Source organism: Sphingomonas sp. PvP056, from assembly GCF_040549155.1.
GTDB lineage: Bacteria > Pseudomonadota > Alphaproteobacteria > Sphingomonadales > Sphingomonadaceae > Sphingomonas.
In genome coordinates this window covers 112,413-132,402 of record NZ_JBEPST010000008.1, presented here as the reverse complement: position 1 = coordinate 132,402, position 19,990 = coordinate 112,413, and the positions used below count along the sequence as shown (strand labels likewise).

At 65.8% G+C, this 19,990-nt stretch carries 24 protein-coding genes; 11 read left to right on the top strand and 13 right to left on the bottom strand.

From position 1 onward, the window contains the following. The first annotated feature begins 14 nt into the window (after positions 1 to 14). On the top strand, positions 15 to 845 hold the full coding sequence (locus ABIC17_RS17805; protein WP_354284116.1) for a cold-shock protein: 831 nt from the start codon (positions 15 to 17) through the stop codon (positions 843 to 845). Positions 846 to 1,169: 324 nt separating this feature from the next. On the opposite strand, the gene pip is transcribed toward ABIC17_RS17805, so the two are convergent. The 3 genes from pip to ABIC17_RS17790 are packed head-to-tail and all read right to left on the bottom strand — an operon-like array spanning position 1,170 to position 5,117. Beyond that, positions 1,170 to 2,123 carry a prolyl aminopeptidase gene (gene pip, locus ABIC17_RS17800; RefSeq protein ID WP_354284114.1) on the bottom strand — a complete coding sequence of 318 codons (954 nt, stop codon included), beginning with the start codon at positions 2,121 to 2,123 and terminating at the stop codon, positions 1,170 to 1,172. Positions 2,124 to 2,174: 51 nt separating this feature from the next. Next, positions 2,175 to 3,470: a metal-dependent hydrolase family protein gene (locus ABIC17_RS17795; RefSeq protein ID WP_354284112.1), complete on the bottom strand. Its 1,296-nt coding sequence runs from the start codon at positions 3,468 to 3,470 to the stop codon at positions 2,175 to 2,177. A 57-nt stretch (positions 3,471 to 3,527) separates the two neighbouring features. Further along, a complete protein-coding gene (locus ABIC17_RS17790; RefSeq protein ID WP_354284110.1) occupies positions 3,528 to 5,117 on the bottom strand; it encodes a cisplatin damage response ATP-dependent DNA ligase in 1,590 nt (529 codons plus the stop codon). Positions 5,118 to 5,202: 85 nt separating this feature from the next. Between ABIC17_RS17790 and ABIC17_RS17785 the strand changes: the two genes are divergently transcribed. Beyond that, the gene (locus ABIC17_RS17785) at positions 5,203 to 6,027 is read left to right on the top strand and encodes a metallophosphoesterase (protein WP_354284108.1); all 825 of its coding nucleotides are present in this window, start codon (positions 5,203 to 5,205) and stop codon (positions 6,025 to 6,027) included. Positions 6,028 to 6,039: 12 nt separating this feature from the next. On the opposite strand, the gene ABIC17_RS17780 is transcribed toward ABIC17_RS17785, so the two are convergent. Beyond that, a complete protein-coding gene (locus ABIC17_RS17780) occupies positions 6,040 to 6,531 on the bottom strand; it encodes a Dps family protein (protein WP_354284106.1) in 492 nt (163 codons plus the stop codon). Positions 6,532 to 6,667: 136 nt separating this feature from the next. Beyond that, positions 6,668 to 6,979, bottom strand: coding sequence for a hypothetical protein (locus ABIC17_RS17775; protein WP_354284104.1), 312 nt, complete (start codon positions 6,977 to 6,979; stop codon positions 6,668 to 6,670). 198 nt (positions 6,980 to 7,177) lie between these two features. Between ABIC17_RS17775 and rpmG the strand changes: the two genes are divergently transcribed. Next, entirely contained in the window at positions 7,178 to 7,345 is a 168-nt protein-coding gene (gene rpmG / locus ABIC17_RS17770; protein ID WP_010162189.1) for a 50S ribosomal protein L33, read from the top strand. Positions 7,346 to 7,447: 102 nt separating this feature from the next. Here the strand turns inward: rpmG and ABIC17_RS17765 are convergent, their stop codons facing one another. Beyond that, positions 7,448 to 7,810 carry a response regulator gene (locus tag ABIC17_RS17765; protein WP_354284244.1) on the bottom strand — a complete coding sequence of 121 codons (363 nt, stop codon included), beginning with the start codon at positions 7,808 to 7,810 and terminating at the stop codon, positions 7,448 to 7,450. Between the two features lie 38 nt (positions 7,811 to 7,848). Here ABIC17_RS17765 and ABIC17_RS17760 point away from each other — a divergent pair, with 38 nt between their 5' ends. From ABIC17_RS17760 to ABIC17_RS17750, 3 genes are read left to right on the top strand one after another with little or no spacing between them, the layout of a single operon-like run. Next, positions 7,849 to 8,142, top strand: a complete 294-nt coding sequence (locus ABIC17_RS17760; RefSeq protein ID WP_354284103.1) for a DUF3572 domain-containing protein — start codon at positions 7,849 to 7,851, stop codon at positions 8,140 to 8,142. Next, positions 8,139 to 8,759, top strand: coding sequence for an HAD family hydrolase (locus ABIC17_RS17755; RefSeq protein ID WP_354284101.1), 621 nt, complete (start codon positions 8,139 to 8,141; stop codon positions 8,757 to 8,759). Before ABIC17_RS17760 ends, ABIC17_RS17755 begins: the two co-directional genes overlap by 4 nt. Positions 8,760 to 8,788: 29 nt before the next feature. Next, positions 8,789 to 9,256, top strand: a complete 468-nt coding sequence (locus ABIC17_RS17750) for a RidA family protein (RefSeq protein WP_354284099.1) — start codon at positions 8,789 to 8,791, stop codon at positions 9,254 to 9,256. 49 nt (positions 9,257 to 9,305) lie between these two features. Here ABIC17_RS17750 and ABIC17_RS17745 read toward each other — a convergent pair whose 3' ends face one another. After that, positions 9,306 to 10,598: a sugar MFS transporter gene (locus ABIC17_RS17745; protein WP_354284097.1), complete on the bottom strand. Its 1,293-nt coding sequence runs from the start codon at positions 10,596 to 10,598 to the stop codon at positions 9,306 to 9,308. Between the two features lie 218 nt (positions 10,599 to 10,816). On the opposite strand from ABIC17_RS17745, the gene ABIC17_RS17740 reads away from it, so the two are divergent. Next, positions 10,817 to 11,110, top strand: coding sequence for a GIY-YIG nuclease family protein (locus tag ABIC17_RS17740; RefSeq protein WP_354284095.1), 294 nt, complete (start codon positions 10,817 to 10,819; stop codon positions 11,108 to 11,110). Between the two features lie 106 nt (positions 11,111 to 11,216). On the opposite strand, the gene ABIC17_RS17735 is transcribed toward ABIC17_RS17740, so the two are convergent. Beyond that, the gene (locus ABIC17_RS17735) at positions 11,217 to 11,501 is read right to left on the bottom strand and encodes a chorismate mutase (RefSeq protein WP_354284093.1); all 285 of its coding nucleotides are present in this window, start codon (positions 11,499 to 11,501) and stop codon (positions 11,217 to 11,219) included. A gap of 105 nt (positions 11,502 to 11,606) precedes the next feature. On the opposite strand from ABIC17_RS17735, the gene ABIC17_RS17730 reads away from it, so the two are divergent. Then, positions 11,607 to 12,623, top strand: coding sequence for a polyprenyl synthetase family protein (locus tag ABIC17_RS17730; RefSeq protein WP_354284091.1), 1,017 nt, complete (start codon positions 11,607 to 11,609; stop codon positions 12,621 to 12,623). A gap of 72 nt (positions 12,624 to 12,695) precedes the next feature. On the opposite strand, the gene ABIC17_RS17725 is transcribed toward ABIC17_RS17730, so the two are convergent. After that, positions 12,696 to 13,658: a cation diffusion facilitator family transporter gene (locus ABIC17_RS17725; protein ID WP_354284089.1), complete on the bottom strand. Its 963-nt coding sequence runs from the start codon at positions 13,656 to 13,658 to the stop codon at positions 12,696 to 12,698. Between the two features lie 167 nt (positions 13,659 to 13,825). Here ABIC17_RS17725 and hrpB point away from each other — a divergent pair, with 167 nt between their 5' ends. Both hrpB and ABIC17_RS17715 read left to right on the top strand, forming a co-directional pair. Beyond that, the gene (hrpB, locus tag ABIC17_RS17720) at positions 13,826 to 16,315 is read left to right on the top strand and encodes an ATP-dependent helicase HrpB (protein ID WP_354284087.1); all 2,490 of its coding nucleotides are present in this window, start codon (positions 13,826 to 13,828) and stop codon (positions 16,313 to 16,315) included. A gap of 9 nt (positions 16,316 to 16,324) precedes the next feature. Continuing rightward, the gene (locus tag ABIC17_RS17715) at positions 16,325 to 16,606 is read left to right on the top strand and encodes an ETC complex I subunit (protein ID WP_354284085.1); all 282 of its coding nucleotides are present in this window, start codon (positions 16,325 to 16,327) and stop codon (positions 16,604 to 16,606) included. 124 nt (positions 16,607 to 16,730) lie between these two features. Here ABIC17_RS17715 and ABIC17_RS17710 read toward each other — a convergent pair whose 3' ends face one another. The 4 genes from ABIC17_RS17710 to ABIC17_RS17695 are packed head-to-tail and all read right to left on the bottom strand — an operon-like array spanning position 16,731 to position 19,444. Continuing rightward, positions 16,731 to 17,243: an NUDIX hydrolase gene (locus ABIC17_RS17710; RefSeq protein ID WP_354284083.1), complete on the bottom strand. Its 513-nt coding sequence runs from the start codon at positions 17,241 to 17,243 to the stop codon at positions 16,731 to 16,733. Beyond that, positions 17,240 to 17,923: a TPM domain-containing protein gene (locus ABIC17_RS17705; protein ID WP_354284082.1), complete on the bottom strand. Its 684-nt coding sequence runs from the start codon at positions 17,921 to 17,923 to the stop codon at positions 17,240 to 17,242. Before ABIC17_RS17705 ends, ABIC17_RS17710 begins: the two co-directional genes overlap by 4 nt. Continuing rightward, positions 17,923 to 18,825: a TPM domain-containing protein gene (locus tag ABIC17_RS17700; protein ID WP_354284080.1), complete on the bottom strand. Its 903-nt coding sequence runs from the start codon at positions 18,823 to 18,825 to the stop codon at positions 17,923 to 17,925. Before ABIC17_RS17700 ends, ABIC17_RS17705 begins: the two co-directional genes overlap by 1 nt. 22 nt (positions 18,826 to 18,847) lie before the next feature. Continuing rightward, positions 18,848 to 19,444 carry a LemA family protein gene (locus ABIC17_RS17695; RefSeq protein WP_354284078.1) on the bottom strand — a complete coding sequence of 199 codons (597 nt, stop codon included), beginning with the start codon at positions 19,442 to 19,444 and terminating at the stop codon, positions 18,848 to 18,850. A gap of 82 nt (positions 19,445 to 19,526) precedes the next feature. Between ABIC17_RS17695 and mscL the strand changes: the two genes are divergently transcribed. Then, the gene (gene mscL, locus ABIC17_RS17690) at positions 19,527 to 19,985 is read left to right on the top strand and encodes a large conductance mechanosensitive channel protein MscL (protein ID WP_354284076.1); all 459 of its coding nucleotides are present in this window, start codon (positions 19,527 to 19,529) and stop codon (positions 19,983 to 19,985) included. Positions 19,986 to 19,990: the final 5 nt, after the last annotated feature.

Sequence of the window (19,990 nt, the reverse complement as noted above, 5' to 3'; positions counted from 1 at the left end):
AAGACGAACAGGGCATGAGTTTCGATAAAGGACGCCGCGGCGATCGTGGCGGGCGCGGGCGCGACAAGCGCGACGGTTTCGGCGACAGCGGCGGCTTTGACAGCGGCTTCGGTGGCGGCGGCGATCGCTTCGGCGGTGGCGGCGACCGCTTCGGTGGCGGCGGTGATCGCTTCGGCGGCGGCGGTGGCGGTGGCGGCGATCGCTTCGGCGGCGGCGGCGGCGGCGGCGGCGGCGGCGGCGGTTTCCGCAGCGGCGGCGGTGGCGGCTTCGGCGGTGGTGCCGGCGGCGGCGGTGGCCGCGGGATGCCCCCGCAGGTTGTCGGCGAAGGCACGGGCGTCGTTAAGTTCTTTAACGGCCAGAAGGGTTTCGGCTTCGTCGTACGCGATGACGGCGGCGAAGACGTGTTCGTCCATATCTCGGCAGTCGAGCAGGCTGGCCTGACCGGTCTGGCCGAGGGTCAGCCGCTTGGCTTCACCCTGGTCGATCGCGGTGGTCGTATCTCGGCGACCGATCTCAAGATCGACGGCGAGCCGATGGCCGTCACCGATCGCGGTCCGCCGCGTGAGCGTGATGCAGCCGCCCCCGGTGGTCGCCCCGCTCCCGGTGGCGCTCCGCAGCGCTCGCTGACCGGCGAGAAGGCAACCGGCACGGTCAAGTTCTTCAACGCGATGAAGGGCTTCGGCTTCATTCAGCGCGACGACGGACAGCCCGATGCGTTCGTGCACATCTCGGCCGTTGAGCGTGGTGGCATGACCTCGCTCAACGAGGGCGACCGGCTCGAGTTCGAACTCGAAGTCGATCGTCGCGGCAAGATGGCTGCGGTCAACCTGACGTCGATCGCGTAAGCTCTACGCATCGATCACGGTAAGAAAACCCGGTGGGCTCCGCGCCCGCCGGGTTTTTCTTTGTCGGCGGTGGGTGCGGGCTTTGCGCTTGCCGCTGTGGTCTACTTAACGCTTGGCCGTTCGGCAGAGACTGACGCAAGGCAGTCCTGCACATAATCGCTTCCCCGGCGAAGGCCGGGGCCCAGTCGAGGAACGGTCGAAAAGGGAGGCCAGCGCTTCGTTACCACGGCCACTTCTACTGGGCCCCGGCCTTCGCCGGGGAGGCGCCATATTTTCGAACCGCTGCGCATTGCGCGAATGGCGGCAGCGGACGGACCATCCCCGTCAACCGCCCGCGAAGCGATCGGTCGCGCGGATCAACTGATTGAGGATGCCGGGTTCGCTATAGGCATGGCCCGCCCCTTCGATCAGGTGGAACTCCGCGCGTGGCCAAGCCTTGTGCAGCGCGTACGCATAGCGTGCCGGACATGGCATGTCGTAGCGGCCGTGGACGATCACGCCAGGAATGTCCGCAAGCCTTCCGGCATCGCGGAGCAATTGCCCATCCTCGAGCCACGCATCGTGGACGAAATAGTGATTTTCGATCCGCGCGAACGCCAGCGCGAAATGGCCGTCGCTGAACGCGTCCGACATCGCCGGATCGGGCAGCAGCGTGATCGTCTCGCCCTCCCAGATCGTCCACGCCTTCGCCGCCTCCAGTTGCCGCGCGGGATCGTCCCCGGTGAGCAGGCGATGATAGGCGCGCAGCATGTCACCCCGCTCCGCGGGCGAGATTGGCGCGACGAAGCCTTCCCATTTGTCGGGGAACATCTCGGACACGCCGAACTGATAATACCAGGCGATCTCCGCCGGGGTCGCGGTGTAGATTCCGCGCAGGACCAACGCACTGACATGCTCGGGATGGGTCTGCGCATAGGCCAGCGACAGCGTCGATCCCCACGAGCCCCCGAACACCAGCCAGCGCTCGACCCCGATCATCGCGCGCAACCGTTCGATATCGGCGACCAGATGCCAGGTGGTGTTTGCCTCCAGCGCGGCATGCGGCGTCGATCGACCGCAGCCGCGCTGATCGAACAGCAACACGTCATAACGCGCAGGATCGAACAGCCGCCGATGGCTCGGCGAAATGCCGCCGCCAGGGCCGCCATGCAGGAACACCGCCGGAGTCGCGCCGGGCGTGCCGCAGCGTTCATAATAGACGCGATGCCCGTCACCAACGTCGAGCATCCCCGTCGCATAGGGTTCGATCTCGGGGTAGAGTTGGCGCAGGTTGGTCATGCGCGGACGGTAACGATCGGCCCGTACGCTGTCACGCGGTGCCAGGCAGCCCTACCGCATCGGGACGGCCCGCCCCTCGACCATCACATAGGCCACGTGCGTCACCGCCGCCGGATCGGTCAGTGGGTCGCCCGTCACCGCGATCAGATCGGCCGATTTTCCGGGTTCCAGCGTCCCCGTCTTCTGCGCGATGCCGAGCAGATCCGCCCCGCCCTTGGTTGCGGCGATCAGCGCATCGCGCGGCGTCATTCCGCCTTTGCTGACCATCAGCCCGACTTCCTCGCCATTGCGTCCGTGCGGGAACACCGCGGCATCGGTGCCAAGCGCGATCGGGACGCCGGCCTTGTACGCGCGGTTGAGCGCCTTGCCCCAGACGAGCAGCGTCTGCCGCGCCTTCACTTCGGTGTTGGGGGTGTAGATGCCCTTGCCGAGGTACAGTTGCAGCCCGCTGTAGGCCATCAGCGTCCCGACATAATAGGTGCCGCGCGCCTTCATCAGTGCGACGTCGGCGTCATCGGCATAGGTGCCATGCTCGATCGAGTCGACGCCTGCGCGCACCGCCGCGCCGATCCCCTTTGCGCCATGTGCGTGCGCCGCTGCCTTGAGCCCGAGCTGATGCGCGGTGTCGCAGATCGCCTTCATTTCCTCGTCGGTGAAATGCTGTTCCAGCCCGATCTTGCCGTCGTCGAGCACCCCGCCGGTCGCATGGAACTTGATAGCGTCCACCCCGTAGGAAGCGATCTTGCGCACCGCTTTCTCGCATTCGAGCGGGCCGGTGCAGACCCAGAACTGCTCCCCCGTCGCGTCGATCGCGGCGCGCAGGTCGGGCGAAAGCCCCACGGTCGAATCGCCATGCCCGCCGATGATCGACAGAGCAGGACCGGCGACCTGAATCCGCGGCCCCGGGAAGCCGCCTTCCTTGATCGCGTCGCGCATCGCGATGCTCGCGAGCGGCGGCCCACCCAGGTCCCGCACTGTGGTGAACCCCGCCCGCGCCGTGATCAGCGCGTTGCGCAGGCCGACGGTGGCCGCATAGGGTTCGGAATATTTCGGGGTGAGCCCCTGATACCACGGCTCGCCCGAATTGCTGGTGAGGTGGACGTGGACGTCAATCATCCCCGGCATCACGGTCTTGTCGCGCAGGTCGACAACGGTCGCCCCGGCCGGCGTCGTCGCGCCATCCTCGATCCGCACGATCTTGCCGTCGGTCACAACCACGGTGGACGCGCCGCGCGCGGGCTTTGACGCATCGACGATGACATGGCCCGCCTGGATCGCAAAGGTTTCGGCACTTGCCGTCGTACTCGCCAGCAACGCGGCCACCGTCGCAATCATCACCCTGCGCATCGTCGTCTCCCCCTTGTTGCGGGGCAGAGTATCAGCGCGAACCGGCGTGTCGAGCGGTCACGTGATCAGGCGCTTGAGCCCCACCACGGTATCGGCCTCGGCGGCGGGTTTGTCGGTCCGGATTCGCGCGATCCGCGGGAAGCGCATCGCGACCCCCGACTTGTGCCGCTTCGATTCATGAATCGAATCGAACGCGATCTCCAGCACCAGCGTCTTGTCGACTTCCCGCACGGGGCCGAACCGCCCAACCGTATGATTGCGCACGAAGCTGTCGAGCTTCTTGAGTTCCTCGTCGGTGATGCCCGAATACGCCTTGCCGACGGGCAACAGCGTGCCGTCCTCGGTCCAGCAACCGAAGGTATAATCGCTGTAGAAGGACGAGCGCCGCCCGCTGCCGCGCTGTGCATACATCATCACGCAATCCGCGGTCAGCGGATCGCGCTTCCATTTGTACCACAGCCCGGTCTTGCGGCCGCCGAGGTAGGGCGAATCGCGGCGCTTGAGCATCACCCCTTCGATCGCACCATCGCGTGCGCCCGCGCGTATGCCCTCGAGCGCGGTGAAATCGTCTGCGACGATCACGGTGGAGAGATCGAACCGTTCGGGATCGAGCCGCGCCGAGAAAGTTTCCAGCCGCGCGCGACGTTCGGTCCATCCGAGCGGACGAAGGTCCTCGTCGCCGTCGAACAGAATATCGTACAGCCGGACGAACGCGGGTGCCTCGGCCAGCATCTTGGCGGACACGACCTTGCGACCCAACCGCTGCTGCAAGGCGTTGAAGCTTGCGGCGCCGCCTTCCTCCGTCGCGTGCCCCTGCGCATCGCCCTTGACCATCAACTCGCCGTCGACCGCGCCGATCGTCTGGAAATCGCGCGCGACTTCGGGGAAACTGGCGGTGATGTCGTCGCCGGTTCGGCTGTACAGCCGCGTCTCGCCTGCCACATGGACGATCTGGACGCGGATCCCGTCCCATTTCCATTCCGCGGCATAGTCCTTCAGATCGACGCGACCGTCCTCAAGCGGGTGTGCGAGCATGAACGGGCGGAACACCGGTATGTCCGCCGCGGTCGGTTGCGCTCCGCGCCCCTCGGCCCAGTCGAACAGCGCGGTGTAGGGTGGGTCGATCCCGTGCCACACTTCCTCGACCGCTTCGACGTCGAGATCGAACGCCTGCGCCAGCGCGGTCTTGGCAAGCCGCGACGACACGCCGATCCGCAACGCGCCGGTCGCCATCTTGAGCAGCGCGAAGCGTTCGTCCGAATCGAGTTGGTCGAGCATCTTGCCGAGAACGGCCGGCGTATCCGAGCGCGACAGTTTCGCCAGCCGATCGACCGCGTCCGCCATCCCGAGCGGCGCCTCGACGACGGTTCCCGGCGGGGTGGGCCACAGTAACGCAACGGTTTCCGCGGTATCGCCGACATAATCGCGGCTCATCCGAAACAGCACCGGATCGACGCGTGTCTCGATCAGTGCGCGGATCATCGCGGGCTTCACGCCCGGCAGGTCGAGCTCTCCGGTCAATGCCGCCATCGCCCAGCCTCGATCGGGATCGGGCGTCATACGGAGATAATCGACGATCAGCCGAAGCTTGGCGTTGCGCGACCGCGTGTAGATCAATCGATCGAGAAGGTCCGCAAAGGCGCGCATCGTGCCACAACATGGCCGCCGCCGGGTTGTTCCGCCAGCGGTATCATTGCTGGCGATGGTAGCGTCACCACGCTAGGGGGCCGGAATGGCCATCGTTCGATCCTTCATCCTGCTTGGAATGATCATCGTGGTCGCGGTGTTTGCCTGGGCGCATCACAATGCGCGGATCGATCCGATCGTCCGCACGGCGCGCATCGGGTTTCGCGACTGGCCCACGACCGCCCGCCCGGTGCGCGTCGCGCTGTTGAGCGACATTCACATCGGCAACGAATCGATGGATGCCGCGCGGCTTGCGCGGATCGTGCGGCAGGTGAATGCGCTCGAGCCTGACCTGGTCTTGCTGGCGGGGGATTATATTGCCGGGCACCGCGCAAAAGTCGCACGGAAGTTCGCGCCGCAACTGACGGCACCGCTGGCGGCGCTTCGCGCACCGCGTGGGGTCGTCGCGGTGATGGGAAACCACGATTACGATACGGACCCCGTGGTCATTCGCCGCGCGCTGGAAGCTGCCGGGGTCCGCATTCTGGACAATGCGGCGGTCGCTCGCGGCGCATTGACGATCGCTGGGATCGACGATCGGCTTCACGGGCGCGACGACCTTCCCAAGACACTGGCTGCGGCGCGCCGATTGCGCGGCATTCCGATCGCGGTGAGCCATGACGGCGTCAACCGGTATCAGCTTCGCGACATCACGCTCGAACTGGTCGGGCACACGCATTGCGGGCAGGTCGAACTCGAAGCGTTCGGGATCAAGAACCCGGTAACTCATACGAATTATTCCTGCGGCATATCGCGAACGGGCCGATTGATCACGTTGACCACCGCAGGGGTTGGCACAAGTCTCGTGCCGTTCCGCGTCAATGCGCCGCCAGACCTCTGGCTGTTGACCATCGGCCCGGCGGTGCGCTGACAGGCGGGAAAATCAGCCCTCGCGGCCGGCCTCGAACAGGAACCAAGCGCGGCGTTCTGCCTGATCGGTCCAGTCGTCGATCATCGCGCTGGTGGCATTGTCCTTCGCGGCATCGGCGATGTCCTTGGCTTCGCGCAGTGCCTCGACCAGCGCGAGATTGTCGTCGCGCAATTCGCTCAGCATCGCCTTGGGACCAACGAACTCAGCGTCATTGTCGACGATCGTCTGGTGGCGCGCGATGTCGCCGATCGAGCGCAGCGTGGTGTTCCCGGTCTTGCGGACCCGCTCGGCAATGTCGTCAGTGCCCGCGAAGATTTCGGCGGCCTGCTCGTCGAGCATGAGATGATAGTCGCGAAAGTGCGGGCCGGACACGTGCCAGTGGAAATTCTTGGTCTTCATGTACAGCGCGAACGAATCCGCGAGAATGCCGTTGAGCGATTCGGCCACGGTGCGAGTCGCGTTGGTCTTGAGGTCGGTTGGCGTGTTCAGCGCGTCGGTTACCATGATCGGGCTCCTTTGGGTTCGTTGCGGCAACGGTCCAATACTCGAATGGCTCCCCTTCCCGCGACGCTTAATTTCGCTCGGCGCGATCGACCGATTAGATCAGCGTGGCCACCGCCGCCGCGATGCCGCCCCCGAATCAGCCGATGCGCCGAACCGGAAAGGCAGATGCGGTCGAGTCGCGTGCATCCGCATCGCGCTGGTCGCGCAATACCGTTGCGCGCAACATTTCCACCCATGCAGTGATCAACGGGCCCTGCTCGCCCCGCTCCAGCGCAGCCGATATCGCGCGGGACACCGCGACGGCGGGGAAGAGGCCGCACGCGAGCGCGACACCACGAACGGCTTCCACTTCCTCCGCCAACCCGGCAATCGGTACGTCTTGCGCGGGGAGCGGCAGTATTTGCGTGTGGTCGTTCACGGCGGGCTGGCCGGTCGGATCGATTGACATTAGTGACGTCATTGCAAGCCCTTCGTTATCGCGACCTCTTGCAGTCGACGCGGTAAAGGGTGTGTTAAATCCGGGTTCGCCACGGTTGATCCGTCACGTTCCGGTTGACATTCCCCAGTGCTTCCGCCATCGGACAGCGCTTGAGAGCGGCGACCGGTTCGCCGCTTTTGCATTTTTCAGATCACAGGAATTCAGGTCATGGCAAAGCCGACCACGGTCAAGATCAAGCTCGTCAGCACGGCGGACACTGGCTTCTTCTACACGACGAAGAAGAACCCGCGTACCAAGACCGAGAAGCTGAGCTTCAGCAAGTATGATCCCGTCGTGCGCAAGCATGTCGAGTTCAAGGAAGCCAAGATCAAGTAAACCGCGTTCGCGGTTTACATCCTCCCGGGTGATTCCGGGCCAGAAGCCGCGGGCGAAAGCCTTGCGGCTTTTTTGCGTGGTCGAACGCCCGTGCGCGAGGCGTCACAGCAGGGCGGCAACCGCATCCACGAAACGCACCAGCGAGATCGGTTTTGAGACATAGGCGTCCGCGCCCGCCGTGCGGATCCGTTCCTCATCCTCACGCCCGGAATAAGCGGTGACCGCCATCACCGGTATCTCGCGCAGCGCCGAATCGGCCTTCAATTGCAGGATGAGATCATAGCCGCTGACATGCGGCAGCTGGATGTCCATCACGATCAGGTCGGGCTGGAACGCCCGCGCACTGACCACTGCCTCGCGGCCGTCGCGCACCCCCTCAGTGACATATTCATGCGCCTCCAGAAGGTCGCAGAAAAGTTTGAGGTTGAGTTCGTTGTCCTCGACAACGAGCACCCTTTTTGCCACGCCAGCGCTTTCCTCATTCATGGGCACACGACTACGTAATGCGCGCCTCGCTGACAAACAACGATCCAGCACAGCTTGCGCTCCGTGCGCTGGTATGGACGCTGGGCGAGCCAGACCGCGCGACGCGCTTGCTCGACGTGACCGGCCTGACGCCGACGGACCTGCGCGCGCGTGCCGATGACCCCGCGGTGCTTGCAGCGACGCTCGCCTTCCTGGAGGCACACGAGCCCGATCTGATTGCCTGCGCCGAAGCCCTGGAGGTTCGCCCCGAGGATCTGGCATCGGCGCATCGAGAGCTCGAATGCTCAGACGACATTGGAGATTTTGCTTGAAGGGCCTGTTGATTTGCGATTGCGACGAGGTGCTGTTGCACATGGTGCGGCACTTCGGCGTATGGTTGCGCGAAGCACACGACATCACGTTCGCGCTGGACGGCGGCGACTTCGCCAACAGCATGACGCGCAGCAACGGTGCCCCGGCCCCGACGCGCGAGGAAATGTGGGGGTTGCTCGACCAGTTCTTCCCGCATGAGATGGGCCGCCAGACGCTCGTTCCGCACGCGCGCGAGGCACTCGCCGCGCTGTCCAAGGTGGCGGACGTGGTGATCCTCACCAATTTGGGGGATCACAACCGCGAACCGCGGATCGCGCAGTTGCTCGGCCATGACATGGATTACCGCGTAGAGACCAACCAGGGTGGCAAAGGCGATCCCGTCGCACGGCTGGTCGCGGAATTCGGCAATCCCGTGACGGTGTTCGTTGACGATCTTCCGGTCCACCACGCCTCGGTCGCCAAGCACGCGCCGGAGGTCCACCGGGTCCATATGGTTTCCGAGCCCGACCTTGCGGTGCATATGCCCCCCGCCCCCGATGCGCATGTCCGCATCGATGATTGGCAGGCCGCGCACGTCTGGATTGCCGAGCGCTTTGCCGCCGGTCGTCCCGCCTGAAAAACCCCTTATTGCCAGGAGCAATGTTCATGACCGACCGTATCGATCACAAGCTCGCCGAACTCGGCCTTAGCCTTCCCGCCGCAGCCGCGCCCGTGGCTGCCTATGTGCCGACCGTCGAGGTCAACGGGCTGCTTCACATCTCGGGCCAGCTGCCGTTCAAGGATGGCGCGGTCATCACCGGCCGGCTTGGCGAAGACGTCAGCCTGGAAGACGGCGCCGCAGCGGCACAGGCGTGCGCGCTGATGCTGGTCGCGCAGATCAAGGCGGCGCTGGGCGGGTTGCACCGCGTCGAGCGGATCGTGAAGCTCGGCGTGTTCGTCAATTCGACCGCCGACTTCACCGACCAGCCCAAGGTCGCCAATGGCGCGTCCAACCTGATGGTCGAGCTGTTCGGGGAAGCCGGCAAGCATGCCCGCAGCGCGGTCGGCGTCACCGCCTTGCCGCTGGGCGCAGCGGTCGAAGTCGACGCGATCGTTCAGATCTCGATGCCGTAAGCTACCCGAGGCCGGACGTTCCTTAGCGGAACGGTCCGGCCTCCATCGGTCAGGCGACCACCGGCTTGCGCGTGAACAGGCCGTAGCCTGCGATCACAAGGTAACAGAGCGCCGGGATGATCAGCGCGAACTGCAGCGTCGACTGATCCGCGAGAACCCCCGTCAGCGGCGGCACGATCGCCCCGCCGACGATCGCGGTGGCGATGATCCCCGATCCTTCCGCCGCCCGCGCGCCCAGACCTTCGCTCGCGAGGCTGAAGATCGTCGGGAACATGATCGAGTTCATCAGCCCGATCGCCAGCAGCGACCAGCCCGCGATCGCCCCGGTGCTGTGCGTCGACACCGCGATCAGCACGACCGCACCGGTCGCGACCGCCGCGAGCACCTTGCCCGGCGACACGACCCGCAGCACGAACGCGCCGATGAACCGGCCGACCATCGCGCCCCCCCAATAATAAGCGACGTGCTTACCCGCGGTGACCGCGTCGAACCCCATCGTGTTGGACTGTTCGAGATAGCTGACGATCAGCGACCCGATCGCGACTTCGGCCCCGACATACAGGAAGATGCATGCCGTCCCGAAGGCGAAGCGCGGGCGCTTGAGCAGGTCGAACGCCTGGAAGATGCTGCCATGCTGCTCCACCGTATGCGGCAAGCGCTTGCGCCGCGACCACACGACCACCGCGACCAGCACCAGCGCGATCGCGAGGCCGAGATAGGTGTGGACGACGACTTGCGTCTCCGCGGTGCGGTGCGCGTCGAGCGCCGCCCCCGTCAGCGTGGCGGGATCGACCTTTGCAAGATTACCGAGGATCAGGATCGACCCGACGATCGGGAAGATCGTGGTGCCGAGCGAGTTGAAGAATTGCGCGAAGGTGAGGCGGCTTGACGCGGTCTTGGGCGCGCCGAGCAGGCTGATCAACGGGTTGGCGACGACCTGCACCGTGGTAATACCGATCGCGAGCACGAACAGCGCCATCAGGAAGACGGCGAAGGTCCCTGACGAAGACGCCGGAATGAACAGCACGCAGCCGACCGTCATCAGCAACAGCCCGACCGAGGCGGTCTGCATGTACCCAAGCCGGCGCACGATCGCCGCGGCGGGGAGCGAGAAAACGAAATAGGCCGCGAAAAACGCCGACTGGACCAGCAACGCCTGCCCGTAATTGAGCGTGAACAGGTCCTTCAGCTTGGGGATGATCACGTCGTTGAGACTGGTGATCCCGCCGAAGATGAAAAACAGCGCGAAGACGAAGACCTGCAGATCGGGCGCATGAACGCCCTTGTCGGCATCCCCCGCGGCGGGTGCATGGGCGGGCGATCCGCCGGGATTCAAGGCCATCAGCTACTCCTGGTGCGAACCGATGCGCAGCCGCACCGATCGAAAGATGCGGCGCCGTCTGCCATCGCTTGGTGCGCGGGTACAGCCGGTTTGCGATGGGGGGATGGTGGTGCGGTGACTCGCGAACTGCTGATAGCGGGAGTTGGTGGAGAGCTGCCGTTCGCATTGATCGTCACCCCGGGCTTGACCCGGGGTCCCGCTTCCAATTTTCTGCCGCGATGAGGCATCGTGGCGGCTGGGTATACATCATGGCCGATCGTTATCGCGGCGCGATATATGTCGGCGTCACCGCCGACCTACCCGCCCGTATTCAGCAGCACCGAAGCGGCGACGGATCCGACTTCTGCCGCCGCTATGGCCTGCGTCGTCTGGTTTGGGTCGATCACACACCGTCGATCACCGATGCCATCGCGCACGAGAAGCGCCTCAAACACTGGCGGCGTGCGTGGAAGTTCGCGCTGATCGAACGTGGCAATCCCGAGTGGCGGGATCTGTTCGAAACGATAAGTTAGGCCGAGAAGCGGGACCCCGGGTCAAGCCCGGGGTGCCGAAGGTCGGGTAGCACCACGTCTGGCATTGGAGCGATAACGATCATCCGCGCTTACGACGCCACCGGTCCTACTCCGGCTCGCGCACCCGCTCATGATGCCGGATCACTTCGTCGATGATGAAGCGCAGGAACTTCTCGCTGAAATCCGCATCGAGCTGGGCATCGTTCGCCAGCCCGCGCAGCCGCGCAATCTGCGCTTCCTCGCGGCCCGGGTCGGCGGGGGGGAGCCCGGTCTGCGCCTTGTAGCGCCCGACCGCCTTGGTCACCTTGAAGCGTTCGGCCAGCATGAACACCAACGCGGCATCGATATTGTCGATACTCTGGCGGTATCCGTTCAGCGTTTCGTCGGACACCAGCATACTCCCATCCCGTGATCCGTCTTTTTGAGGGACCCAAGCGTGCTGTGCAACCCGCAAAGGGTTGCGTTTGCAACGCCGCGCGGCCACATCGCACTCCACATGACCGCCACGATCCACCGCCTGGGCGATACACGGCCCGCCCCGTCGCTCGAACCCATGGTTCAGCTTGTCACTGGTGACATGAACATGGTGAACGCGGTGATCCTGTCGCGCATGCAATCGCAGATCCCGCTGATCCCCGAACTCGCCGGTCACCTGATCGCCGGCGGCGGCAAGCGGATGCGTCCGATGCTGACGCTGGCGAGCGCGCGGTTGCTTGGCTATTCGGGGACGCGGCACCACCGGCTCGCCGCTGCGGTCGAGTTCATTCATACCGCGACGCTGCTCCACGACGATGTCGTCGACGGCTCGGACCTGCGGCGCGGCAAGCGTACAGCCAACCTCATCTGGGGCAATCCGGCGAGCGTGCTCGTCGGCGATTTCCTGTTCAGCCGGTCGTTCGAGCTGATGGTCGAGGACGGGTCACTCAAGGTGCTCGGCATTCTCGCGGGTGCCAGCGCGATCATCGCGGAAGGCGAGGTCAATCAGCTGACCGCCGCCCGCCGCGTCGATACGCCCGAGGAACGCTATCTCGACATCATCGGCGCGAAGACCGCCGCCTTGTTCGCCGCCGCCTGCCGCGTATCGGCAGTGGTCGCCGAACGTCCCGAGAGCGAGGAACTCGCGCTCGACTCCTACGGCCGCAACCTCGGCATCGCGTTCCAGCTGGTCGACGATGCGATCGATTACGTGTCCGACGCCGGAACGATGGGCAAGGATGCGGGCGACGACTTCCGCGAGGGCAAGGCGACGCTTCCCGTCATTCTCGCGTATGCGCGCGGCAACCCCGAAGACCGGGTCTTCTGGAAAGCGGCGATCGAGGGCCACCGCAATCGCGACGAGGACTTTGCGCGCGCGATTGCGCTGGTGCGCTCGACTCGCGCGGTCGAGGATACGCTGGCGCGCGCACGGCATTATGGCCAGCGCGCGATCGATGCGCTCGGCGTGTTCGCCAACGGACAGGCGAAGAATGCGATGATCGAAGCGGTCGAGTTCGCGGTAGCACGCGCCTACTGAGGCTGCCGCCAGCAGTAGTCATCGATCCCGTTGCTTATCCGATCACCGTACATCCGGGCGGCTAATGGCCGGTCAGGGGACTCTGCAATCGGGGTCGTGAAGCGGCGCATTGGTTTCGAGCTCCACCTGCAATGTCGCATGACCGATCCCGAAGTGATCCTTCAACATCGCGCGGGCGTCATTCAGGAACGCATCGCCGGGGTGGCCTTGCGGCATGACCAGATGCGCGGTGAGCACCGTTTCTGTCGTGCTCATCGGCCAGATATGGACATGATGAACCTGCGCGACTCCGGGTAGCTGGCGCAGTTCCTCCCGTACCGCATCCGAATCGATCCCGCGGGGAACCGCTGCCAGCGACATCTCCACCGATTCGCGGAGCAGTCCCCAGGTCTGCAGGAAGATCAGCACGGCGATCACGATGCTCACCACCGGATCGAGCCACATCGCCCCGGTCCACCAGATGAGCAATCCCGACACGACCACCCCCGCCGAAACCAGCGCGTCGCTCGCCATGTGCAGATAGGCGCCGCGGATATTGAGATCGCTTGCACTGCCGCGCAGGAACATCAGCGCGGTCGCGCCATTCACCAGGATACCGACACCCGCGACCCAGGCGACCAGCGGACCGTCGACCGGCGCCGGAACCGCCAACCGCTGGACTGCCTCGAGCATGATCGCGCCAAGCGCGACGAGCAGCAAGAGCGCGTTGAGCAACGCGGCAAGGATCGTCGATCCCTTCAGACCGTAAGTAAAACGCTTGGACGGCGAGCGCCGCCCGAGCGCGATTGCCGCCCACGCCGCGCCGAGTCCGAGCACGTCCGACAAGTTATGCCCTGCGTCAGCCAGCAGCGACACCGAATGCGCCATCAGCCCGAACACGACCTCGCCCACGATGAAGCTGAGGTTGAGCGCAATTCCTACCGCAAAGGCGCGGTCGTGACCGCTGGCGGGCGCATGGCTGTGGCCATGGCCGCCGTGACCGTGCCCGTGCCCGCTGTGATCATGCCCGTGGTGCGAGTGGCTGTGCCCGGCCATCAGAGTCTCCGCTTTCGATTTCAGGCGCGTAGCATTGGGCTATCGTGAGATACTAGGACGTGCGCGATGACAAAGCCGTCATTTCGACGGTCCTTAAGGGGCGATGCAATGCGGGCAGAACGCGACGGCGCGCTTCCATCCGCGCAATCCTGCGGTAGGGATGCCGGGTGACATCCGTCCTGCCCATCCACGCCGTCCTGCCTGCTTTGCTCGACGCGCTGCGCACCACGGCGAACGCGGTGCTGGTCGCACCGCCGGGGGCCGGCAAGACCACCGCGGTCGCGCCCGCGCTGCTGGGCGAAGCCTGGTGCTCCGGCGAGATCCTGCTGCTCTCCCCCCGCCGCCTTGCCGCCCGCGCGGCTGCCGAGCGGATGGCAGCACAAGCGGGCGAACCGGTCGGCAAGACGTTCGGCTATGCCACGCGGATGGATTCCAAACGGTCCGGCGCAACCCGGGTTACGGTCGTGACCGAGGGGATTTTCGTCGCGCGGATCCAGGATGATCCCGAACTCACGGGCATTTCGGCGGTGCTGTTCGACGAAGTCCATGAACGCAGCCTCGACAGCGATTTCGGACTCGCCTTGGCATTGGATGCGCAAGCCGGGCTGCGTCCCGACCTGCGCCTGCTGGCGATGTCGGCGACGCTGGATGGGGCGCGTTTTTCGGGGCTGATGGGGGATGCGCCGATCCTGGAAAGCGAAGGGCGGATGTATCCGCTGACGCTGCGCCATCTCGGGCGTGCAAGCGAGGCGCGGATCGAGGATTCGGTCGCGGCTGCCATCAAGCTTGCTTTGCGGGAGGAAACCGGCGGTGTGCTGGCATTCTTGCCGGGGGTGGCGGAAATCGAGCGCACCGCCGAACGGCTCGACGGGCTCGGCGCAGGAATCGTGCTGCACAGGCTCCACGGCAGCCTCGACCCCGCCGCCCAGCGCGCTGCCATCGCGCCCGATCCGTCGGGCGCGCGCAAGGTCGTGCTCGCCACCTCGATCGCGGAAACCAGCCTCACGCTCGACGGCATCCGAGTGGTTGTCGATTCAGGGCTCGCGCGGCGCCCGCGCTATGATCGGGCTGCGGGCATGACGCGGCTCGTCACCGAACGCGCGAGCCAAGCCGCGGTCACGCAACGCGCGGGCCGCGCTGCACGCCAGGCACCCGGCGTCGCCTATCGCTTGTGGGAAGAAGCCGCCACCGCCGGACTCCCGCGCTTCGACCCGCCCGAGATCCTCGAGGCGGACCTGTCCGCGCTGACGCTCGACTGCGCTTTATGGGGGGTTGCCGATCCACGATCGCTGGCATGGCTCGATCCGCCGACCGAGGCGGCGGTGCGGGAAGCGCGCGCACGGCTGATGGCCCTCGATGCGATCGACTCGGACGGCCGACCGACCGCGCACGGCAAGGCGATCGCGCGGCTGCCGCTTGCGCCGCGGCTCGGGCACATGCTGGTCCGGGCGGGTGCCTTCGGGATGGCGAACGCTGCGGCGGAGGTCGCGGTCCTGCTTGGCGAGCGGGGGCTTGGCGGCAACGACGTCGATCTGGACGCACGGCGGCGGCGGTGGCGCGGCGAACGTGGCCAGCGCGCCGAGGGCGGACGCAAGCTGGCACGGCGATGGACGACGCTTGTTCCCGCCGCTCCGGGCTCCACACCAACACCGACACCGACACCGGGCGAGGGAGAAACCGCGATCGCCATCGCACTCGCCTTCCCCGACCGGATCGCACGCCGCCGTGACGCATCGGGCGAGACATGGGCTTCGGTCGGCGGGCGCGGATTCAAGCTCGACGCGACAAGCAGCCTCGCGCGCACGGAATGGCTTGCCGTCGCCGAGACGCAGGGCCTCGCATCGGGCGCGCGGATCCTGTCCGCCGCCGCGATCGATCCGACGACGATCGAGACCTTGTTCGGCGACCGGATCGAGACCCACAGCACCGTGGCGTTCGATCCCGCGACCGGCGGCGTGACCGCGAAACGTGAACGCAGGCTCGGCGCGCTGCGCCTGTCGAGCGGCCCCGACGCGAACGCCGACCCCGCGGCGATTGCCGGCGCGCTGCTCGACGGGCTCCGGGCGCACGGGCTTGCGCGCTTGCCGTGGAGCGACGCCGCGCAGGCGCTGCGCCACCGTGCGGCCTTCGCTGCGGCGCATGGCGGTGCGGATCTGGCGCTTGATGACGATGCGCTGCTGGCGCGGGCGGACGAATGGCTCCTGCCCCTGCTCGACGGCAAGCGTCGGCTCGATGCGATCGACTCAGCAGCGCTGACCGATGCACTGCGCGGGGTGATCGGCTGGGATGCGTTGAGCGCGATCGACCGGTTGGCACCGACGCATTTCCACAGTCCCGCGGGCAGCGGCCATGCGATCGACTACGCTGCCGAGGGCGGCCCGCGAGTCGACTTGCGACCGCAGGCGTTGTTCGGACTGGCGGTGCATCCGATGGTGGGTGGCGGGCGCGTGCCGCTGGTGCTGAGCCTCACCTCCCCCGCCGGACGCCCGATCCAGACAACGCGTGACTTGGCTGGCTTCTGGGCGGGAAGCTGGGCGGATGTCGCGCGCGAAATGCGTGGTCGCTATCCTCGTCATCCGTGGCCGGACGACCCTGCATCCGCCGCCGCGACACTTCGGACGAAAAACGCAGATGCGCGCGCGCGCGAAGCACGATAAGGAACCCTTATGTCGATCGCCCGAATCTATCAGCGCCCCAAGAACGCCATGTCCTCCGGACGGGCTCGCACCTCGACCTGGGTGCTCGATTTCGCCCCTGCGGAAGCCAAGCAACCCGATCCGCTGACCGGCTGGGCGGGATCGGGCGACACGCGCGACCAGGTGCGCCTGGACTTTCCGACGCAGGAAGCGGCAGTGGCCTATGCTGAGCGCGAGGGCCTCGCCTTCACGATCGTCCCCGCCCCCCAGCGCACACTGAAGCTGCAGAGCTACGCCGACAATTTCCGGTAATCGGGGCGACCCGGCGTTTACCAGGGGCCCTGCCCGTTCGTTTCGAGCGTGGTCGAGAAACCTGCGCTGCGTGGCGTTCTCGACTCTGCGCCGGGCAAACGGATCAGGGTGAAAGCGCCGCGCTTTAATCGCTGAGCATTCCAGCGCCGAGCAGCAGCAAAAGCTTGACGTCCATCGCCAGCCCCTCCGCCCGTTTAGCGGCCACGAATGCGGCGATCTCGGGAACCGGTACGCGGTGGACGGTGATACCTTCGCCCTCAATCCCGCCACCGTCGCTTACCTTGCGCAAGCCGCGCGCGCGAACGAGCGTGAACCCTTCCGACACCATACCCGGCGATGAATGGAAGAAGCCGAGCGATTCGATCGAATCGGCCTGGTAACCGGTTTCTTCCTCAAGCTCGCGCCCGGCAGAGTCGACCACGCTCTCGCCCGCATCCTCATCACCGACCAGACCCGCTGGCAGTTCGAGGCACGCCCGGCCCAACGGCACGCGAAACTGCTCGACCAGCAGGACATGGCCGTCGTCGATCGCAAGGATCACCGCCGCCTGAATGCCGTGCGCGCGGCCGACATATTCCCAGGTGCCGTCCTTGATGACCTTGATGTACTTGCCGCTCCAGACGGTCTCTGCGGTCATAACTCGATCAGCCTGTCGGGAAGTTCGTTGCGGTCGGTTTCGGTCTTGGGGAAGCTTTCGGACAGGATCGCGCCAATCCGCTCGACCGCGGCGGCCATCCCGGCCCCGGGATTGCCCGAGCGAGTCTCGTGGACGAGCGCGGCCATCGCATCGCCCCAGCGTTCGGCAGGCACCGCGCGGTGAATTGCCTCGTCCGCAACGATTTCGGCCATGCGCTCGTCGCGCGAGAGATACAGCAGGATGCCGACACGCGTCGCGGTACGGCGTTCAGCACCGACCTTGAAATAGCGGATCGCCCGTCGCCGGACCCGCCGCCGCCGGATCGTCTTGGGCACGAGCGCAAGCCGCAGCGGCATGTGCGACAACGCGAGGCGCACGACCAGGAACACCAACGTCTGCGCAACGAGGATCAGCCCGACCAGCAGGCGTGGATCAGGCTCGGCGTCCCAGCCCTGCGTGAAACCACTCAACCACCGTTCGATCCACGCCGGATCAACCGTCGCCAAGGCGACGACCAGCAGCATTGCCAGTATGGCAACCAATAGCGCCGTGTCGTCATAGTTATCCGAACGATCGGTTACGATCGTAACGATCTCGCCGTCGGTGCCCTCCTCGGCGCTTTTTACCGCGGCAAGCACAAGGGCATGGTCATCGGCGCCGAGCCGGGGTGTCCGTGTCATCACCAATCCCCCGATGCGCCGCCGCCGCCGAACGATCCGCCGCCACCGCCGGTGAACCCACCGCCGCCCCAGCTGCCGTCCGACCCGCCGTCGGAGCCGCCACCACCACCGCCCCAGCCGCCGCCGGAACCTGCACCCGTGCCGCCGCCCCAGCCGCCCATGGTCGCGCCCCACAGGATCGCTGGTGCGATGCCGCTGCGATACTCACGACCGCCGCCGCCACCGCCGCCGCCCCCACCACCGCCGCCACCGCCGCCACCGCGACGGAGCACGGACAACAGGACAAAGCCGATCACCATGCCCCAGAAAATGAGGCCGAAGGGAATCCCGCCGCCATTGCCTGAACGCCGGTGTGTCTTGTCGAATTCCTTTGCCGCCGCGTCGACTTCCGCCTTCGCTTCCTCGGGCGATGCGCGCAATTGCGCGATCAGCGCGTCGGTGCCTGCCTCCATCGCACCGGGGATATCCCCCGATTGCGAGAGTTTGGGGATCATCTGTTCCCGGATCACGCGGCCCGTGAACGCGTCGGTCAGGAGCGGCTCGAGCCCATAGCCGACCTCGATCCGCGGCCCGCGATGCCCTTTGGGTTCGTTGGGCGCGATGAACAGGATCGCGCCGTTATTGACGTCCTTCAGGCCGACGCCCCAGGCGCGCCCGAGCCCGACGCCATATTCCTCAAGCTCGCGTCCCTCCAGATTTGGGATCGTCGCGACCACCAGTTGGCGCTTGGTGTCCTTCTGCAACGCCTCGAGCTTTGCGGTCAGATCCGCCTCGGTCGCGGGCGGGAGGACATTCGCCGCATCGACCACCAGCCCGGTGAACTTGGGATAGGCCTGCGCGTCCGCGGTAGCTGTGCCGAGAAGCACCGCTACCGCGACCAGGATCGATTTCAGGATGTGCATGGAACGGGCCTGAGCCCCCCGATCAGTTGGTGTTGCCGAAATTCACCGTCGGCGCCTGGTCCGAACCCGGGGTCGTCGCCTTGAACGGGACGAGCGGCTTCGCGCCGTAGATGACCTTCGCGCCGATCGCGTCGGGGAAGGTACGGATCGTCGTGTTGTAGCTCTGCACCGCGCCGTTGTAATCGTGCCGTGCGGTCGAGATGCGGTTCTCGGTGCCCTCGAGCTGATCCATCAACGTGGCGTAATTCCCTTGGCTCTTGAGCTCAGGGTACGCTTCCTGGAGCCGCTGGAGCGATAGCGTCACGTTCGACTGCGCCTTCTCATACGCCGCGACCTTGGCCGGATCGTTGAGCTGATCGGCCGATAGCTTGACCGAGTTTGCGCTGGCGCGTGCCTGCGTCACTTCAACAAGGATGCTCTTTTCCTGCGCGCCGGCGGCCTTCACTGTCGCGACGAGATTGGGGATCAGGTCGGCACGACGCTGATAGTAATTTTCGACATCGGCCCATTTGGCCTTGGCGTTTTCCTCCTGCGTCGGGACGCTATTGAGGCCGCAGCCCGACAACGACGTCGTCAGCGCGAGACCAGCCGAGGCGACGAACAACGTGCGGTACTTCATTTTTGGGATCCCTCCAGACCTTGCACCGGCATGATAGCCGGGTACGATAGCGACACGAAACAAAATCGGTTGGGGTTAGCGTATGTTCAAGGAGTTCAAGGCGTTCATCGCACGAGGGAACGTGCTGGATCTCGCCGTGGCGGTCATCATCGGCGCGGCGTTCGGCAAGATCGTCTCGTCCCTGACCGACGACGTGATCATGCCGGTGATCGGTCGGATCCTCGGTGGCCTGGACTTTTCGAGCTATTTCCTGGTGCTTGGCAAGGTGCCAGCGGCGTTGGCGGGGTCATCGGACTATGCCGCGCTCAAGAAGGCGGGCGTCCCGCTGTTCGGCTATGGCGCGTTCCTGACGGCGGCGGTCAATTTCCTGATCGTTGCGTTCATCATCTTCCTGATCGTGCGCGGGGTCCATCGCCTGATGCCCAAGCCGCCCGAGACCCCGAGCGAGCCGGTCGAGCCCGCCGACGTCACGCTGCTGCGCGAAATTCGCGACGAGCTGAAGCGGCGGCCGATCTCGTCCGACGTCCTCGACCGCAGCTGAGCGTT

Bases quoted from the DNA above. Each gene is read 5' to 3' on its own strand.
- ABIC17_RS17725 (WP_354284089.1), bottom strand. From the start codon at position 13,658: ATGGCCGGGCACAGCCACTCGCACCACGGGCATGATCACAGCGGGCAC.
- ABIC17_RS17760 (WP_354284103.1), top strand. From the start codon at position 7,849: ATGCGCGCCTCGCTGACAAACAACGATCCAGCACAGCTTGCGCTCCGT.
- mscL (WP_354284076.1), top strand. From the start codon at position 19,527: ATGTTCAAGGAGTTCAAGGCGTTCATCGCACGAGGGAACGTGCTGGAT.
- ABIC17_RS17780 (WP_354284106.1), bottom strand. From the start codon at position 6,531: ATGGTAACCGACGCGCTGAACACGCCAACCGACCTCAAGACCAACGCG.
- ABIC17_RS17750 (WP_354284099.1), top strand. From the start codon at position 8,789: ATGACCGACCGTATCGATCACAAGCTCGCCGAACTCGGCCTTAGCCTT.
- ABIC17_RS17795 (WP_354284112.1), bottom strand. From the start codon at position 3,470: ATGCGCAGGGTGATGATTGCGACGGTGGCCGCGTTGCTGGCGAGTACG.
- ABIC17_RS17740 (WP_354284095.1), top strand. From the start codon at position 10,817: ATGAGGCATCGTGGCGGCTGGGTATACATCATGGCCGATCGTTATCGC.
- ABIC17_RS17785 (WP_354284108.1), top strand. From the start codon at position 5,203: ATGGCCATCGTTCGATCCTTCATCCTGCTTGGAATGATCATCGTGGTC.
- ABIC17_RS17705 (WP_354284082.1), bottom strand. From the start codon at position 17,923: ATGACACGGACACCCCGGCTCGGCGCCGATGACCATGCCCTTGTGCTT.
- ABIC17_RS17805 (WP_354284116.1), top strand. From the start codon at position 15: ATGAGTTTCGATAAAGGACGCCGCGGCGATCGTGGCGGGCGCGGGCGC.
- ABIC17_RS17695 (WP_354284078.1), bottom strand. From the start codon at position 19,444: ATGAAGTACCGCACGTTGTTCGTCGCCTCGGCTGGTCTCGCGCTGACG.
- ABIC17_RS17700 (WP_354284080.1), bottom strand. From the start codon at position 18,825: ATGCACATCCTGAAATCGATCCTGGTCGCGGTAGCGGTGCTTCTCGGC.
- rpmG (WP_010162189.1), top strand. From the start codon at position 7,178: ATGGCAAAGCCGACCACGGTCAAGATCAAGCTCGTCAGCACGGCGGAC.
- ABIC17_RS17710 (WP_354284083.1), bottom strand. From the start codon at position 17,243: ATGACCGCAGAGACCGTCTGGAGCGGCAAGTACATCAAGGTCATCAAG.
- ABIC17_RS17745 (WP_354284097.1), bottom strand. From the start codon at position 10,598: ATGGCCTTGAATCCCGGCGGATCGCCCGCCCATGCACCCGCCGCGGGG.
- ABIC17_RS17715 (WP_354284085.1), top strand. From the start codon at position 16,325: ATGTCGATCGCCCGAATCTATCAGCGCCCCAAGAACGCCATGTCCTCC.
- ABIC17_RS17730 (WP_354284091.1), top strand. From the start codon at position 11,607: ATGACCGCCACGATCCACCGCCTGGGCGATACACGGCCCGCCCCGTCG.
- ABIC17_RS17790 (WP_354284110.1), bottom strand. From the start codon at position 5,117: ATGCGCGCCTTTGCGGACCTTCTCGATCGATTGATCTACACGCGGTCG.
- pip (WP_354284114.1), bottom strand. From the start codon at position 2,123: ATGACCAACCTGCGCCAACTCTACCCCGAGATCGAACCCTATGCGACG.
- ABIC17_RS17775 (WP_354284104.1), bottom strand. From the start codon at position 6,979: ATGTCAATCGATCCGACCGGCCAGCCCGCCGTGAACGACCACACGCAA.